This is a genomic window from Nocardioides sp. Soil_C_8, from assembly GCF_057656315.1.
The window spans coordinates 1536404-1551940 of record NZ_JBDGKQ010000001.1; the positions used below are offsets into that span (position 1 = coordinate 1536404).

Annotated in this window: 18 protein-coding genes; 9 read left to right on the forward strand and 9 right to left on the reverse strand. The window is 72.2% G+C overall.

From position 1 onward, the window contains the following. Positions 1 to 2 precede the first annotated feature (2 nt). Genes AC3A3L_RS07545 through serS form a run of 5 tightly spaced genes read right to left on the reverse strand, consistent with a single transcriptional unit; the run spans position 3 to position 3812 of the window. Positions 3 to 578, reverse strand: a complete 576-nt coding sequence (locus AC3A3L_RS07545) for a hypothetical protein (protein ID WP_487639382.1) — start codon at positions 576 to 578, stop codon at positions 3 to 5. A gap of 10 nt (positions 579 to 588) precedes the next feature. Continuing rightward, entirely contained in the window at positions 589 to 1395 is an 807-nt protein-coding gene (locus AC3A3L_RS07550; RefSeq protein ID WP_487639383.1) for an HAD family hydrolase, read from the reverse strand. Beyond that, on the reverse strand, positions 1392 to 1712 hold the full coding sequence (locus AC3A3L_RS07555) for a DUF1905 domain-containing protein (protein ID WP_487639384.1): 321 nt from the start codon (positions 1710 to 1712) through the stop codon (positions 1392 to 1394). The genes AC3A3L_RS07550 and AC3A3L_RS07555 overlap by 4 nt, the downstream gene beginning before the upstream one ends. Positions 1713 to 1714: 2 nt before the next feature. After that, a complete protein-coding gene (locus AC3A3L_RS07560) occupies positions 1715 to 2551 on the reverse strand; it encodes an HAD family hydrolase (RefSeq protein WP_487639385.1) in 837 nt (278 codons plus the stop codon). Then, entirely contained in the window at positions 2544 to 3812 is a 1269-nt protein-coding gene (serS, locus tag AC3A3L_RS07565) for a serine--tRNA ligase (protein WP_487639386.1), read from the reverse strand. The genes AC3A3L_RS07560 and serS overlap by 8 nt, the downstream gene beginning before the upstream one ends. A 60-nt stretch (positions 3813 to 3872) precedes the next feature. Here serS and AC3A3L_RS07570 point away from each other — a divergent pair, with 60 nt between their 5' ends. After that, entirely contained in the window at positions 3873 to 5447 is a 1575-nt protein-coding gene (locus AC3A3L_RS07570) for a bifunctional phosphatase PAP2/diacylglycerol kinase family protein (RefSeq protein ID WP_487639387.1), read from the forward strand. 14 nt (positions 5448 to 5461) lie between these two features. Here the strand turns inward: AC3A3L_RS07570 and AC3A3L_RS07575 are convergent, their stop codons facing one another. Beyond that, positions 5462 to 5854, reverse strand: coding sequence for a DUF4446 family protein (locus AC3A3L_RS07575; protein WP_487639388.1), 393 nt, complete (start codon positions 5852 to 5854; stop codon positions 5462 to 5464). A 70-nt stretch (positions 5855 to 5924) separates the two neighbouring features. Between AC3A3L_RS07575 and AC3A3L_RS07580 the strand changes: the two genes are divergently transcribed. The 8 genes from AC3A3L_RS07580 (at position 5925) to AC3A3L_RS07615 (ending at position 13176) form a co-directional block, all read left to right on the forward strand. Then, positions 5925 to 6761: a prephenate dehydratase gene (locus AC3A3L_RS07580; RefSeq protein ID WP_487639389.1), complete on the forward strand. Its 837-nt coding sequence runs from the start codon at positions 5925 to 5927 to the stop codon at positions 6759 to 6761. A 33-nt stretch (positions 6762 to 6794) separates the two neighbouring features. Further along, the gene (locus AC3A3L_RS07585; protein ID WP_487639390.1) at positions 6795 to 7400 is read left to right on the forward strand and encodes a TMEM165/GDT1 family protein; all 606 of its coding nucleotides are present in this window, start codon (positions 6795 to 6797) and stop codon (positions 7398 to 7400) included. Beyond that, complete coding sequence (locus AC3A3L_RS07590) at positions 7397 to 8527, forward strand: GNAT family N-acetyltransferase (protein WP_487639391.1); 1131 nt, start codon at positions 7397 to 7399, stop codon at positions 8525 to 8527. The genes AC3A3L_RS07585 and AC3A3L_RS07590 overlap by 4 nt, the downstream gene beginning before the upstream one ends. A gap of 154 nt (positions 8528 to 8681) precedes the next feature. Continuing rightward, positions 8682 to 9608: a hypothetical protein gene (locus AC3A3L_RS07595; RefSeq protein ID WP_487639392.1), complete on the forward strand. Its 927-nt coding sequence runs from the start codon at positions 8682 to 8684 to the stop codon at positions 9606 to 9608. Between the two features lie 102 nt (positions 9609 to 9710). After that, entirely contained in the window at positions 9711 to 10937 is a 1227-nt protein-coding gene (locus tag AC3A3L_RS07600; RefSeq protein WP_487639393.1) for an arginine deiminase, read from the forward strand. A gap of 89 nt (positions 10938 to 11026) precedes the next feature. Further along, the gene (locus AC3A3L_RS07605; protein ID WP_487639394.1) at positions 11027 to 11401 is read left to right on the forward strand and encodes a cyclic nucleotide-binding domain-containing protein; all 375 of its coding nucleotides are present in this window, start codon (positions 11027 to 11029) and stop codon (positions 11399 to 11401) included. Positions 11402 to 11405: 4 nt separating this feature from the next. Beyond that, positions 11406 to 12422, forward strand: a complete 1017-nt coding sequence (locus AC3A3L_RS07610; RefSeq protein ID WP_487639395.1) for an adenylate/guanylate cyclase domain-containing protein — start codon at positions 11406 to 11408, stop codon at positions 12420 to 12422. Between the two features lie 16 nt (positions 12423 to 12438). Next, positions 12439 to 13176 (forward strand): hypothetical protein, encoded by a 738-nt coding sequence (locus AC3A3L_RS07615; protein ID WP_487639396.1) that lies wholly within the window; start codon positions 12439 to 12441, stop codon positions 13174 to 13176. A gap of 149 nt (positions 13177 to 13325) precedes the next feature. Here the strand turns inward: AC3A3L_RS07615 and AC3A3L_RS07620 are convergent, their stop codons facing one another. The 3 genes from AC3A3L_RS07620 to AC3A3L_RS07630 are packed head-to-tail and all read right to left on the reverse strand — an operon-like array spanning position 13326 to position 15521. Next, entirely contained in the window at positions 13326 to 14255 is a 930-nt protein-coding gene (locus tag AC3A3L_RS07620; RefSeq protein WP_487639397.1) for a DUF5926 family protein, read from the reverse strand. Between the two features lie 10 nt (positions 14256 to 14265). Further along, complete coding sequence (locus AC3A3L_RS07625; RefSeq protein ID WP_487639398.1) at positions 14266 to 15120, reverse strand: glycerophosphodiester phosphodiesterase family protein; 855 nt, start codon at positions 15118 to 15120, stop codon at positions 14266 to 14268. Positions 15121 to 15179: 59 nt separating this feature from the next. Next, positions 15180 to 15521: a UBP-type zinc finger domain-containing protein gene (locus AC3A3L_RS07630; RefSeq protein WP_487639399.1), complete on the reverse strand. Its 342-nt coding sequence runs from the start codon at positions 15519 to 15521 to the stop codon at positions 15180 to 15182. Between the last annotated feature and the right edge of the window lie 16 nt (positions 15522 to 15537).

Here is a 15537-nt window from a genome sequence, read left to right on the forward strand (position 1 = left end):
CGTCAGCGCGCGAGGCGTCGTACGACGACGAGGCCGAGGAGGCCGATGATCGCGGCCGCAGCGCCGGGGGCCGCAGCGCGGGCGAAGCCGGCGGGCGGGGAGTCCTCGACCAGCGTGCGTTGGGCGGTCGGCGGCGGAGGCGGCTCGACGGAGGTGCCCTCACCGAGGAGGGCCTCGACCTTGGCGACCTTGGTCGGGTTGGCCTCGCTGGTGCCACCGCAGCTGTCGGCCTCGAAGGGCGCCTCGGTGCCGGTGGCGAGGAAGAGGTAGGAGGTGCCGACGGCCAGCTCGCCGAGGCCGCAGGCGTTCGTGCCGCCGGCCGAGAAGACCTGCGTCGAGCGCTCGGGCGAGCCCTTGTAGGCACGCGACGCCGTCACGTCGTAGGTGTGGTCCTTGCTGGCCACCTCGACGTTGTCGACCGTGCCGATGAAGACCGCGTCGGCGCGCTCCACCTGCTGATCGAGCTTGCCGCTCTGCCTGCAGGTGCAGTCGGCCGCCGAGGCGGGGGCCTGGACCGTCACCACGAGGCCGAGGCACGCGAGGAGCAGTGCAGAGGCGAGTCGGACGGCACGGATCATGGCGGGAAGCCTAGCGAGGGAGCTCGTAGAGCTCGGCGAGCACCGTGGCGACACCGTCCTCGTCGTGGTGGGGCGCGAGGTGGTCGGCGAGCTCGCGCACGGTCGGGTGGGCGTTGGCCATCGCGTAGGACGTGCCGGCCCACTCGAGCATCGGCAGGTCGTTGGGCATGTCGCCGAACGCCACGACGTCGTCCGGACCGAGCCCCATCTCCGCGGCCACGGTGGCCAGCGTCGACGCCTTGGTGACGCCGGCCGCGCTGATCTCCACCAGCGTGCCGACCGACGACCACGTGGTGACGACCTGCTCGCCGAGCAGCCCGGCGACGAGCTCCCAGTAGGGCTCGGGCTCGTGGTCCTCGTGGCGGGCGAGCAGCTTGACGACGGTGTCGTCGACCAGGTCCTCGAGCGGGCCGGTCGGCACGTCGGGGGCGAGGTTGACCGCCAGGCGCGGCATGAAGTCGGGCTCTTTGGCGAAGCCGGTGGTCTTCTCCAGCGCGAATACGGTGCCGGGAAGGTCCGCGCGCAGCCGCGCGGCCACCTCGAGGAGCACCTCGGCCGGGATGGTCCGTGCGGTGCGCACCTCGCGGCGCGCGACGTCGTACACGATCCCGCCGTTGCTGCAGATCGCGAGACCGTGCCCGCCGACCGCCGCCCACAGCTCCTCCATCCAGCGGATGGGACGGCCGGTGGTGAAGACGACGGGTACGCCGGCCGCGTCGAGCTGGTCGAGCACCGCGCGGGTGCGTGCCGAGACCTGTCCCTCCGAGTCGAGCAGCGTGCCGTCGAGGTCGGTCGCCACCAGCCGGGGCGCGCTCACGCGCCGTCCCGGACGGACAGCGTGATCGTCAGCAGGTCACCCTCGGCGACGCCTGCGGCCGTGCGGACCGACTTCTTCACCGGGAGCGCGAAGCTCCCGGAGGCGGCATCGGGGAAGACGCTGGTGTCCCAGGTGGTCGTGCCGACCCGCACCCGCACCCTCACGGACCCGAAGCCGCGCGGCTCACCCGCCCGCTCGCGCACCTCGTCGGCGAGGTCGAGGGGCAAGGTCACGAAGCACCAGGCGCCCGCGTCGGCCGACTCCTCGCGCGCCGTCCAGCGCCACAGCTCCGCGGTGAAGGTGACGCCCTCGTCCACGGTCAGGAGTCCTGCGGGAACCAGCGCGAGATCTCGACGGCAGCGCCCTCGTCGTGGACGGTCGCGGTCACGTCGTCCGCGGCGGCGATGACCTCCTCGACAGCCTGGCCCATCGCCACGCCGCGGCCGGCCCAGCGGAGCATCTCGATGTCGTTGCGGCCGTCGCCGATCGCGAGCACGTCGGCGGCGGTGAGGCCCAGCTCGTCGCAGACGTGCTGGAGCCCCGACGCCTTCGACACCCCCACCGGGGACAGGTCGAGCCACGCCGTCCAGCCGACGACGTAGTCGGTGCCGTGCAGGCCGAGGTTGGCCGCGAGCTCGATGAAGTCGTCGGCGGTCGCCTCGGGGTCGCGGACGATCACGCGGCTCACCGGCTCGCCGACGATGTCGTCGACGTGGGTGATCAGCTGCTCGCCGGAGAGCTCGCCCTCGGGGAAGACGCGGTTGACGCGGTAGCCGCCGACCTCACGCTCCTCGACGGCGACCAGCGCGCGCGGGTGGTGCTCCAGCACCGCTGCGACCGCCGGGGCGGCGTCGAAGGTCTCCTCGTGGACGACCTCCATCGGCGGGTAGCGGAAGACGACCGCCCCGTTGGACGCGACGACCCAGAGCCGGTCGGCCTCCTCACGCGGGAGGTGGAGGAGGTCGGCGATGGTCGTCATGCCGTGGGGCGAGCGGCCGCTCGCCAGCACGATGTGCGCGCCGGCGTCGAGCGCGCGGTGCACGGCGTCGTGCACCGGCTCGCTGATGGTCTCGTAGTCCTCGGTCTGCCCGTCGACCCACTTGAGCAGGGTGCCGTCGATGTCCAGCGCGACGACCTTGGGCTCCCAGTCAGCCAAGGGGCTTCAGCACTTCCAGGCCGCCGAGGTAGGGGCGGAGCGCCTGCGGCACCGTGACCGAGCCGTCCTCGTTCTGGTGGGTCTCGAGCACCGCGACGATGGCGCGCGGGATCGCCGTGAGCGTCCCGTTGAGGGTCGCGACCGGCACGGTCTGGCCCTTGTCGTCGCGGGTGCGGATGTCGAGGCGGCGCGCCTGGAAGTCGGTGCAGTTGGAGGTCGAGGTGAGCTCGCGGTACTTGCCCTGCGTGGGGATCCACGCCTCGCAGTCGAACTTGCGCTGCGCGCTGAGCCCCAGGTCACCCGCAGCCGTGTCGATGACGCGGTAGGCGAGCTCGAGCTTGTCGAGGAACTCCTTCTCCCACGCCAGCAGCCGCTGGTGCTCGGCGTACGACTCCTCGACGGTCGTGTGGACGAACATCTCCACCTTGTCGAACCAGTGGACGCGGATGATGCCCTTGGTGTCCTTGCCGTGCGAGCCGGCCTCCTTGCGGAAGCACGGGCTGAAGGCGGCGTAGCGGCGCGGCAGCGAGCCGGCGTCGAGGATCTCGTCGGAGTGGTAGGCCGCCATCGCGACCTCCGACGTGCCGACGAGGTAGAGGTCCTCTCCCTCGATCCGGTAGACGTCGTCGGCGGCCTGGCCGAGGAAGCCGGTGCCCTCCATCGCGCGGGGCTTGACCAGCGACGGCGCGATCACCTGCGTGAAGCCGGCGTTGCGGGCCTGGTCCATCGCCATGTTGACCAGCGCGAGCTCGAGCTGCGCGCCGACACCGGTGAGGAAGTAGAAGCGCGACCCGCTGACCTTGGCGCCACGCTCGAGGTCGATCGCCCCGAGCATCCGGCCGAGCTCGATGTGGTCACGCGGCTCGAAGTCGAACTCACGCGGGGTGCCGACGTGCTCGAGGGTGACGAAGTCGTCCTCGCCGCCCGCCGGGGCCTCGTCGGCGGCGATGTTGGGGATGGCCTTGATCGCCTCGTCCCACTCGGTCTCGGCGGTGTTGCGGGCGGCCTCGGCCGCCTTCACGCTCGCGGCCAGCTCCTTGACCTGCGCGAGCAGGGCCTGCTTCTCCTCGCCCTGCGCCTTGGCCACGAGCGCGCCGCTGGCCTTCTGCTCCGAGCGCTTGGCCTCGAAGTCGGCGATCGCCTGCCGCCGGGCGGAGTCCGCCGCCAGCGCCCGGTCCACCACGTCATCGGACAGGCCGCGCTTGGCCTGGGCGGCGCGCACGCGGTCGGGGTCGTCACGGAGCAGGCGCGGATCGATCACAAGCGCAAGGCTATCCGGAGGGGCGTGGGGCGCACGATCGGGTTTGGGCATACTTCGCGGGTGACTCCCGCCTCCCGCAGCCGTGCTCTCGGCGGGGCAGCCCTCGCGGCCGCCCTGTTCGCGGTGCTCGCCTTCCTCGTGACCCGCGACCGGGCCCCGCTCGACGCGTTCGACGTGGAGGGCCGGCAGCTCGAGGACTGGGCCGACGACCACGCGCTGCTGGTGGACGGCCTCCGCGTGGTGGAGGTCGCGTTCGGGACGATCGGGATGACCGTCCTCACCATCGTGCTCGCGCTCGTCCTGCTCCTGCGCCGCCACCGGTGGGCGGCCCTGCTGGTCGTCGTCGTGATGACGGTGACCTCGGTCGCCACGACCGTGCTGAAGCGCCTGCTGGGGCGCGACCGCCCGGACTGGCAGGACGCCCTGGGGCTTCACGCCAACTTCAGCTTCCCGTCGGGACACGCGTCCTCGACGGCGGCCTTCGCCGCGCTGCTCGTCATGCTCCTCGTCCTGTTCGTACGTCGTACGAGCCTGCGCCGCGCCGGCATCGCGGTCGTCGTCGCGTGGTGGCTGCTCGTCTGCGTGGACCGCGTGCTCCTCGGTCGGCACTTCCCGACCGACGTGATCGGCGGCTCGCTCATGGCCCTCGCGGTCTTCTTCCTGGCGCTCGCGTTCATCGACCCGCGGCCACGCTCGATCGCGGCGAGGTCGGAGCCGCTCCCGGAGGTGTACGCCTCGGAGAAGCGGCTCGCCGTGATCCTCAACCCGATCAAGGTCGAGGACGTCGGCCAGTTCCGGTCGCTCGTCTCGGCGATGGCGAAGGAGGCGGGCTGGTCCGAGCCGACGTGGCAGTACACGACCGTCGAGGACCCCGGCACCGGCATGGCCGAGAAGGCCGCCGTCGCCGGTGCCGACCTGGTCATGGTCTGCGGCGGCGACGGCACCGTGCGCGAGGTGTGCGCCGAGCTCGCCGGCACCGGCATCCCGGTCGGCATCATCCCGGCGGGCACGGGCAACCTCCTCGCGCGCAACCTCGGGGTGCCGCTCTACATCCGCTCCGCGATCGACATCGCCCTCAACGGCCAGGACCGGGCCATCGACATGGTGGAGGTCGGCGGCGACGGCATCGAGGACACCCACTTCATGGTGATGGCAGGGATGGGCTTCGACGCCGCGATCATGGAGGGCGTCAACGAGGACATCAAGAAGAAGATCGGCTGGGTCGCGTACGTCGTCTCCGGGCTGCGGTCGCTGATGTTCCCCGCCGTCAAGGTCGAGATCCAGATCGACGACGAGGAGCCCACGGTCCACCGCGCCCGCACGGTCGTCGTCGGCAACGTCGGGTTCCTCCAGGCCGGCATGCCGCTGCTGCCCGACGCCACCCTCGACGACGGCATCCTCGACGTGGTGATCATCCACCCGCGCCAGTTCCTGTCATGGATCACGGTCGCGATGCGCGTGCTCCGCAAGAGCTCCGTCGTCGACGAGACCCTCGACCGACGCACCGGCTCGCGGGTGCGGATCAAGGCGTCGGCCGACACCCCGCGCCAGCTCGACGGCGACTCCATCGGCGAGGGCCGCGAGCTCTGGATGGAGTGCATCCACGGGCGGCTGCTGGTCCGCGTTCCCCGCTGAGCGCAGGTCGTCCCTCAGGGACGGGCGTGCTCGATCGCCTCCTCCTCCTCGGGCGAGAGCTGCTGCTCGCACGACCAGGAGGAGATGGACTTGGCGTAGGTGCGGGCCTCGCTCCGACCGTGGATCGACGTCAGGACGACCCCGTGACCGGAGTCGTCGAGCACCGCGAGGCTCCAGCTGAGGTGCCCGCCGACGTCGCCGAACGCGTCGTAGCGCACGACCGAGAGGTGCCGCAGCGCGTCGGAGCTCTCCGCCTTGAGGGCCGCGACCTCCTGCCGCAGGCCGTGCACGTCCTCGGGCAGGGCGTCGACGCCCTCGCCGCCGGAGCGTGTCGTCGTACGACGGAGGGCGAGCGCGGCGAGCGCGCAGGCGACGGCGGCGAGGACGACGGCGACCACATCGAGCATGCGGGGAAGCCTATGTTCGGCGACTGGTCACGGCCGGTCGGACACGGCCGGAGGTGACACACTCGCCGACGTGACCCGACGCATCGCCTACCAGGGGGAGCCCGGCGCCAACTCCCACCTGGTGTGCCAGCAGGCCTACCCCGACTGGGAGCCGCTGCCGTGCGCGTCGTTCGAGGACGCCTTCGCGGCCGTCGAGAGCGGCGAGGCCGACCTGGCGATGATCCCGATCGACAACTCTATCGCCGGCCGGGTGGCCGACATCCACCACTTCCTGCCGACCTCCGACCTGCACATCGTGGGCGAGCGGTTCCTGCGCATCCAGTTCTCCCTGATGGCCCTGCCGGAGGCGAGCACCGAGTCGCTGCGCACCGTGCACAGCCACGTCCACGCCCTCGGCCAGTGCCGCGGCGTGATCCGCGAGCTCGGCCTGACGCCCGTCGTCGCGGGTGACACCGCCGGCGCCGCCCGCGAGGTCGCGGAGTCCGGCGACCCCACCCAGGCCGCGATCGCGCCGCCGCTGGCCGCCGAGATCTACGGCCTGCAGGTGCTGCGCGAGGAGATCGAGGACGAGGACCACAACACCACCCGCTTCGTCGTCCTGTCCCGCGACTTCGAGCAGGCGCCGGCCGGCAACGGCCCGGTCGTGACGACGTTCATCTTCAACGTGCGCAACCTCCCCGCCGCGCTCTACAAGGCGCTCGGCGGCTTCGCCACCAACGGCGTCAACATGACCAAGCTGGAGAGCTACATGGTCGGCGGGCACTTCACCGCCACCCAGTTCCTCGCCGAGGTCGACGGCCACCCCGACGACCCGGGCGTGCGCAACGCGCTGGAGGAGCTGGCGTTCTTCACCACCGAGGTCAAGGTGCTCGGCGTCTACCCCGCCGACTCCTTCCGGGCCGACTGATCAGGCGCGACGCACGACTGGCACACTCGCTCGGTGATCGATCCCCTCGTCGTGGCCCTGGCCTTCGGCGCCATCTTCGTCGTCGAGCTCCCCGACAAGACGTTCATCGCCACCCTGGTGATGTCCACGAAGATGCGACCGCTCTTCGTCTGGATCGGCGTCGGGCTCGCCTTCCTCGTCCAGACGGCCGTCGCGGTCGGCATCGGCAAGGCCGCCTCGTTCCTGCCCGAGCAGCTCATCCACACCGTCGCCGCGCTGATGTTCGCGATCGGCGCGGTCATCCTCTTCCGCGCCGCGCGCACCGCCGACGCCGACGAGGAGGCACAGGAGGACGAGTACGCCGCCAGGGCCGACTCCGCGGCCCACGGCCTCAAGGTCGTGGCGACCTCGTTCGTCGTCCTGTTCGCGGCCGAGTGGGGCGACCTGTCGCAGCTGCTGACGATCTCGCTCGTGGCCAAGTACGACGACCCGGTCTCGGTGTTCCTCGGCGCCTGGGGCGCGCTGCTCGCGGTCTCCGGGCTGGCGGTCATCGTCGGCCGGCTGCTGCTGCAGCGGGTGAGGCTCTCGGTGCTGCACTACGTGGGTGCGGCCGTCTGCGTCTTCATGGCAGCCTTGACGGTGTGGGAGATGACGCGATGAGCGGCGACCCGGTCGCCGCCGTCCGGGACCGCTTCGTCGCCGTGAACGGCGACCATCCGATGACCGACCAGGACGACGCCTACGTCCGCGACCACTTCGTCGAGGCGACCCCCGAGGCGATCGAGCAGATGCTGGCCGGCCGCCTGCCGCTGCCGTCGTACGTCCTCTCCGACGGCACGCCGATGGTCCCCGCCGCGCACGGCGAGCTCGCCGAGGTCGCCGGTGGGGTCGAGCGGCTGCACGACTGGTTCGTCGCCTTCTGGGAGGACGAGCCCGAGGTCGGCGAGCTGGAGTGGAAGGCCTACCTCTCCGGGCAGTACGTGTGCCTGAAGGACGTGTCGCCGGTGCGGATCCGGCAGAAGACCGAGCGCATCGCCGAGGTGTCAGCGGCGGTCGAGGTCCTGCGACGGGACCCGCACGACCCCGTCGGCCGCGGCACGCTCGGGCAGGCGGTCGACGGCGTCCTCGCGGTGCCGGGCCTCGACTCCATCCTGCTGCCCATGACGGCGTACGACCGGCTGCGCTTCGGCGGCCCGACGTCGCGCGAGCAGTGGGTGGACGGTCCGCGCGCGGAGTTCCTCACCCCGGTGCCGCCGGTCTGGCCGCTGCGCACCGAGCGGCTGGTGCTGCGTCCCTTCGAGGCCCGCGACGGCGAGGCCTTCGTCGGCGCCTGGGCCGACGAGGCCTACGCGAGCCTCCTGCTCACCCGCACGATGAACGCGGCCGAGGTGCGCGAGATGGTGCGGCGCCGCGCCCAGCCCGGTGACGGGCTCTTCGTCGGCCTGGTCGTCGAGCACGACGGCGAGGTCGTCGGCGACTCGGTCCTGATCCTCCAGGGCACCGGGCTCAGCGAGGGCGAGATCGGCTGGACCGTCCTCCCGCAGCACGCCGGCCGCGGCTACGCCACCGAGGCCGCGCGCGCCGTGCTGCGCCTCGGCTTCGAGCACTACGGCCTGCGGCGCATCGTCGCCAACCTCGACGCCCGCAACGAGCGCTCCGCCGCCCTCTGCGAGCGCCTCGGCATGCGCCGCGAGGTGCACCGGATCGGTGACTTCTGGTCCAAGGGCCGCTGGACCGACTCCTACGAGTACGCCCTCCTCCGCGAGGAGTGGCGCGGGGAGTCCTGACCAGCCGGAGGCCGACTGTCCGCCGCTGCACATGTGTCCGAGATGTTCCCCTCGGATTCTCGTCTGAGGGGCGACAACTCGGACACGTGTGCGCGTGGCGGGTGGGCTGTGGAGGACGACCGACGCGCTGGCGCCGGATCGCCGACGCTGGGGCATGACCTTCGACCCCAGCCTGCCGTTCCTTCGCGCCGATGGTCTCGAGAACGGGCTCACCGACAGGGTGCTGCGCGGCCCTGGCTACCGACGTCTGTTCCGCAACGTGTTCGTCTCCTCGACGACACCGCCGACGGCCCTCCAGCGTGTCCGGGGAGCGCTCGTGCTGCAGTGCGAAGATGCCTGGGCTAGCCATGTGTCCGCGGCCCGGGTGAAGGGCGCTCCGGTCCCGACGATCGCCGACGAGCACGTGAGCGTGTGGCACCAGAAGCTCCGGCGCCACCACCGTGGCTTGCGCTGCCACGTCGGGGACCCGACCGGTGTCGTGGTCGAGCGGGGTCTGCGGGTCTCCGGTGACGTAGCGATGTTCATCGAGCTCGGGGGACAGCTCGGGCTCGTCGACCTGGTCGTCGTGGGCGACTGGCTCGTACGTCGCCGGGGTGTGACACCGGAGGGCTTGGTCCGCGCCTGCGAGCACAGCAGGCACCGGGATTCCCGCAAGGCGCTGGCGGCAGCGCGCTTCGTCCGGCGCGACGTCGACTCTCCCATGGAGACACGGTTGCGCATGCTGCTCGTGCTCGCCGGCCTGCCCGAACCGGTCGTGAACCTCGTGGTCCGCGACGACCTCGGGGCGGTCGTACGTAGGTACGACCTCTGCTACCCACTCGCCCGGCTCGCGGTCGAGTACGACGGGCGCCACCACGTCGAGGTCCTGGACACCTGGGAGGACGACCTCGAGCGGAAGGCCGACATCGACGACGCAGAGTGGCGCCTCGTCGTCGTGGTCGCATCCGGCATCTACAAGGACCCACTGCGCACCCTGCGACGGGTGCACCGGGTGCTGCTGTCGCGAGGCATGCCGGGGGTCCCCCTGCGGCTGGGCGACGACTGGCGACCGCACTTCCCCGGCCACGCCGAGGCCGCGTGACGCCGTACCCACACGTGTCCGGGATGTTGCCCCTGCAGCCCCGGATCGGGGGCAGCTTTTCGGACACGTGTCGAGCCGAGGGCGAGCGCTAGAGTCCCGCCTATGGTCACCACCCCGCACGGAGCAGACAGCGAGGTCGGCCGCCTGGCCACCGTCATGCTCCACCGCCCCGGCAACGAGCTGAAGCGGCTCACGCCCCGCAACAACGACCGCCTGCTCTTCGACGGCATCCCGTGGGTGAGCCGGGCGCAGGAGGAGCACGACGCGTTCGCGGAGACGCTGCGCAACCGCGGCGTGGAGGTGCTCTACCTGACCGAGCTGCTCACCGAGACGCTCGACAGCGAGATGGCCCGCAACCACGCGATCACGAGCGCGCTGTCGGGGCTGCACCTCGGCGACACGATGCGGCGCTACCTCGCGCAGGCGCTGCGCGACCTCTCCCCCGCCGAGCTGACCGACGTGCTGACCGCCGGCATCCGCAACGACGAGGTCAAGGGCGGGCACGGCCTCGTGACCAGCCTGCTCGACCCGCACGACTTCCTCATCGACCCGCTGCCGAACCTGCTCTTCACCCGCGACTCCAGCGTGTGGGTGCGCGACCGCGTGGCCGTCACCAGCCTCGCGATGCCCGCCCGCAAGCGCGAGACCCAGCTGACCGAGCTGATCTACACCGAGCACCCGCGCTTCGCCGGCACCCGCAAGATCCATGGCTGGCACAACGAGCACGTCGAGGGCGGCGACGTCCTGCTCCTGGCCCCGGGCGTCATCGCCGTCGGTGTCGGCGAGCGTACGACGCCCGCCGGCGTCGAGCGGCTCGCCCGCCAGGTCTTCCACGCCGACCTCGCCCACACGGTGCTGGCAGTGCCGATCGCGCAGGAGCGCGCCACGATGCACCTCGACACCGTCTGCACGATGGTCGACGTCGACAAGGTCGTGATGTACCCCAACGTCGCCGACAACCTCCGCGCGGTGACGGTCACGCTCGACGACCCGGGCTCGGGCGAGTCCGACCTCACCCTGAGCGTCAGCGACTCCGAGCCCTTCCTCGTCGCGGCGGCCAAGGCGATGCAGATCGACACGCTCCACCAGATCGACACCGGCCTCGACCCGGTCACCGCCGAGCGCGAGCAGTGGGACGACGGCAACAACACCCTGGCCCTCGCGCCGCGGGTGGCGGTGGCCTACGAGCGCAACGACGAGACGAACGACCGGCTCGAGGACGCGGGCATCGAGGTCGTCCGGATCGCCGGGTCGGAGCTCGGCTCGGGTCGCGGCGGGCCCCGCTGCATGAGCTGCCCGATCGCGCGGGAGCCGCTGCACGCCGACTGACCCGGGGTGCCTCGACGCAATGGTGAACACCTGTTGACCGAATTCCGCTCGAGGGCATCACGTCCGGCCCCGTGGATCGTTGAGGGGGCATGACCGAATCGATCCTGGACGCGCTCGACCCCGCCGACGCCCGGCGCGTGCTCGCAGCGGGTCGCACGCTGACGCTCCCGCAGGGCTGGTCGCCGATCGCCGAGCGCACCCCCGCCGACAAGGCGTACCTCATCACCGAGGGCGAGGTGTCGGTCCGCAAGGGCGGCGTGGAGGTCGCCACCCTCGGCCCCGGCTCCGTCGTGGGCGAGGGCGCGATCGTCAACCGCACCCTCCGCTCGGCCACGGTCGTGGCGCTGACACCGCTGAAGGTCGTCCACTTCACCCGCGACACGATCGAGGAGCTCGTCGAGCAGGTCCCGTCGTTCGGCGCCGCTATCCGCGCCGCGGCGGCGGGCCGCCTCGAGGGGAGCTGACCCGGTGGAGGGCGGGCCGGACGTCGGGCCGGACGCGGCCCGCGCCCTGGGCGCGCTCGTCCTCGGCGAGGAGCCGACCCTGACCCGCGTGCAGGTCGCCGAGCGCGCCGGCGTGCCGCTCGACCTCGCGGTCACGCTCTGGCACCAGCTCGGCTTCCCGCACCGCGCCGACGACGACGTCGCCTTCGTCGAGGGCGACGTCGAGGCGCTGCGGCTCGCCGCCGACCTGGTCCGCATCGGGATCCTGCCCCCGGATTCGCAGGCCGCCCTCGTCCGGACCTGGGGCCGCAGCTACGCCAGGCTCGCGGAGTGGCAGACCAGCCTCCTCGCGGGACTCGCGGGCGAGGACGGCGAGGACGGCGACCCGGTCGCCGGGCTGGCAGACCTCACCGGGCTCGCGAGCGACGTGCTGCCCCGCGTCGAGGCGCTGCAGAGCTACGTCTGGCGCCGCCACCTGGCGAGCGCGGCCGAGCACCTGCTCGACGACGCCAGCACCCTCACCACGACCGAGTCACAGCTGGCTGTCTGCTTCGTCGACATCGTTGGCTACACCACGCAGAGCCGCAGCCTGGACGGACCTGCGCTCGTGCAGTGGGTCGACGGCTTCGAGCAGGAGACGACCGCGCTCGTGGTCGACCACGGCGGCCAGGTGATCAAGACGATCGGGGACGAGGTGCTGTTCACCGTCGCCGACCCCGCCGCCGCTGTCGACGTCGCGCTGGAGCTGACCGCCCGCGGGGCCGACGAGGACGACCCGTTCCCGGCCGTGCGGGCCGGCGTCGCCCACGGGTCCGTCGTACGACGCCTCGGCGACGTGTTCGGGTCCACGGTCAACGCCGCCTCCCGTCTGACCTCGGCCGCCCGGCCCGGCAGCGTGCTGGTCGACGCCGGCGTCCACGAGGCGCTCGGCAGCGACGACGGCGAGACGCCCTGGCGGTTCCGCCGGGCCCGACGGGTCTCGGCCAAGGGGTTCGACAACCTAGAGGCGTGGCGCGTGAGAGCGCCGCGCGAGGACGGCTGAGGCCTAGCCTCGCCCCATGAGTCTCGGGGGTGTCGATCCGCGCGCCGCGGCCGGCGGCCGCCTGTGGGTGGTGACTGCCCTCGCCGTGCTCGCCCTCGGGGTGGTCGTCCTGCTCCTGGCCGACATCCGGACGTCGGTGGCGGAGGCGCGCGTGCTCCGTGCCGGGGCGGTCTGCGCGGCGGCGACCGGGACCGACTGCCTGGCGCAGGAGCCGGTCGTCCTGGGTCCGTACAACGACTCACGCCGCACGCGGATGGTGGACGCCTACGTCAGGAACGTCGATGCCGAGCCCGGTGACAGCGACATCGTCCACCTCCTTCCCGCCGACGTCGACGAGGCCGTCGACCTCGGTGGACGAGCCGTCGCGCACCGCGTGGACGGACGGGTCGTGGCGCTCTCCGGGACCGCTGGCGGCGAGCGCATCCCCCTGGGCCTGGCCGGCGTCCACGGCGCGCTGGTCGACGTGTCCTTCGTGCTCGTGCTCGGCGGGCTGGTGCTCCGTGCGTACGGCACGGTGCGGGCCAGCCGTCGGTCCGGCCTCGGCTGGTCGGACCGCCAGCCGTACAACCTGGCCGTCAGGCGGAGGAAGAGCGACGTGGTGATGCTCGCGGGCTGCGTCCTCGGGGCGGTCACGTTCTACGTGGCGACGTACGACGTCAGGGTCTGGGTGGCCGCCGCAGTCATCGTCCTGGCCTACTGGTGGTGGTCACCGTTGGAACGACGACTCCGCGGGGTCGGCCGCCACGCCGCCTGAGGACGAACCCCGGAGAAATAGGACGCCCGGTCGTTGTTGACGGGGGAAACAACAACGACCGGGCAGAGACGAATCTACTCCGCCCGGAAGGGCGGGCACAACCGTTGAATCCGTTGTGTTCGAGCCGTGGTCAGATGGTGGAGCGGGACTTACCGGATCGTCACCTGACGGTTGGCGAGTCCTGCTCGTGCAGACCGCTCGGGTGCGCTCAGCTCCCCGCCCTGCAGCGCCTCCTCGAGGTCCTTGGCGAACTGCGCCGCGGGCTCCTCGAGCACCTCTGCCCCCGTGCCGACCGGAAGGTCCCAGACCGGCGCGAGCAGCCCGTGCGCGCGGAACATGCCGACGAACCGGGAGTCCTCCGCCACGGAATCCTTGCCGGCGGCGTGGAGCCGGGCGAGCGCGTCGAGGAGCTCCTCCTCGGGGTGCGGCATGACCCAGCGCAGGTGCTCCTTGGTGCCGACGTTGGTCCAGTACGCCGCCTCGACCGAGGTCAGCCGACTGGTGGGCATCACGCCGCCGTTGGCCTGCTCGAGGGCCGCCTCCATCGTCGCGTCGCGCTCGGGGATGTCGTCGATCCAGTACTCGAAGCCGTCGTGCACGGTGATGTCGAGGCTCGAGTCGCTGATCAGGTCCTGGATGCTCGGCCCCTCGCCGGGCGCCGTCATCAGGCCGACGATGCCGGGCTCCTCGGTGGCCAGCGCGGCCTCGAGGACGGCGCCGAGGTCACGGGCCGGGTTGCCGTACGAGTGCTGGACCTGGAGGCCGAGCCAGATGTCGCCCGACTCGCGCACCATCGCCGGGGCGGCGCCGGGCAGCAGGGTCGCCAGGCGGACCTTCCGGTCCCCGTCCTTCAGCGTCAGCGGGGCCGTGGCGGCCGGGACGAGCTCGCGCAGCGCGATGACGTCGCACTCGCTCGGCATCCCCTCGAACGGACGCGCGACGAAGGTGGGCGCCGCGCCGCCGGCCGCGCCGTGGCAGGCCTTGTAGCGCTTGCCCGAGCCGCACGGGCACGGCTGGCGGGGGCCGACCTCGCCGGCGGCGGGGGCGGACTGGGTGCGGTTGCGGGACTTCTTGGCCATACCGCGAACCCTAGTTGTCCGCTCCGCCTCCCGCGGAGGGCGGCTGGGCCCCCAGCAGCTCCAGCATGTAGGCCGGCCGGTCGCTGATGACGGCGGTGACCCCGAGGTCGAGGCAGACGTCCAGCTCGTCGGCGGTGTTGACCGTCCAGACGTGGATCTCGCGCCCCTCCTTGACGAGGTGGCGTCCGAGCCCCGGGTGGTCGCGGAGCTCCTTGACCCCGGGACCGATGATCCAGTCGTCCCCGACGACCGGCCGCAGCACGGGCCAGTGGTGCGCCTTCTCCACCAGCATCACGACGTCGAGCCCGGGCGCGAGCCGGCGCACCCGGTTCACGGCGTTGAGGGAGAAGCTCATCACCCGCGCCGGCGAGCCGGCCCGGTCCCACCCGAAGTCGCCGAGGACCTCGACGAGGCGGCGCTCCACCAGCCCGCCGTAGCGGGTGGGGTGCTTGGTCTCGATGGCGAGCTCGACGTGGCGGTCGTAGTCGGCCGCCGTCTCCAGCAGCTTGCGCAGCGTGAGCACCTTGCCGGCGTCCGGGTCCCGCTCCGGGGCGTCGTCGTCGAGGTCGCCCCACGGGTTCTTCCACGAGGCGAAGTCGAGCTCGTCGAGCTCGGCGAGGTTCATCGTCGACACGATCCCGGGCATGGCCGCCGTACGCCGCAGGTTGCGGTCGTGCACGCACACCAGGTGTCCGTCAGCCGTCAGCCGGACGTCACACTCCAGGCCCTCGGCTCCCTCGTCGAGCGCCTTCACGTAGGCGGCGAGCGTGTGCTCCGCCTGCTCGTGGCTGCTGCCGCGGTGGGCCACCACCTGCGGCCGGTCCACGGCCGGCCGGTCGCGGCGGGCGCGCGGCGTACGTCGCATGGGTTCACCATGGCACGCGCAGGACGCGCGACACGGCACCCCGGCGGGCGGGACCGGCCTCAGTGCACGTGGTCGCGCCAGTCGTCCGGCACCCGGTCGGCCGGGCCGGGGACGGTCTGCTCGCCGGGACGGCTCTGCGGGTCGGCCAGCCGGGGGCCGGACACGCCCTCGGAGCGGCTGTAGTCCCAGAACCAGTCCTCGCCGGGCTCGAAGCTCTGCACGACCGGGTGCCCGGTGGCCTCGTGGTGCGCGGTCGCGTGCTGGGCGGGGCTCGAGTCGCAGCACCCGATGTGCCCGCACTGGGCGCACCGTCGCAGGTGCACCCACCAGCCGCCGCCGTCCTCGCACTCCTTGCACCCGGTGCCGGAGGGGGTTGCCGAGGGATCGATGCCTGCCGTCATGCGCCCAGCCTGCCGC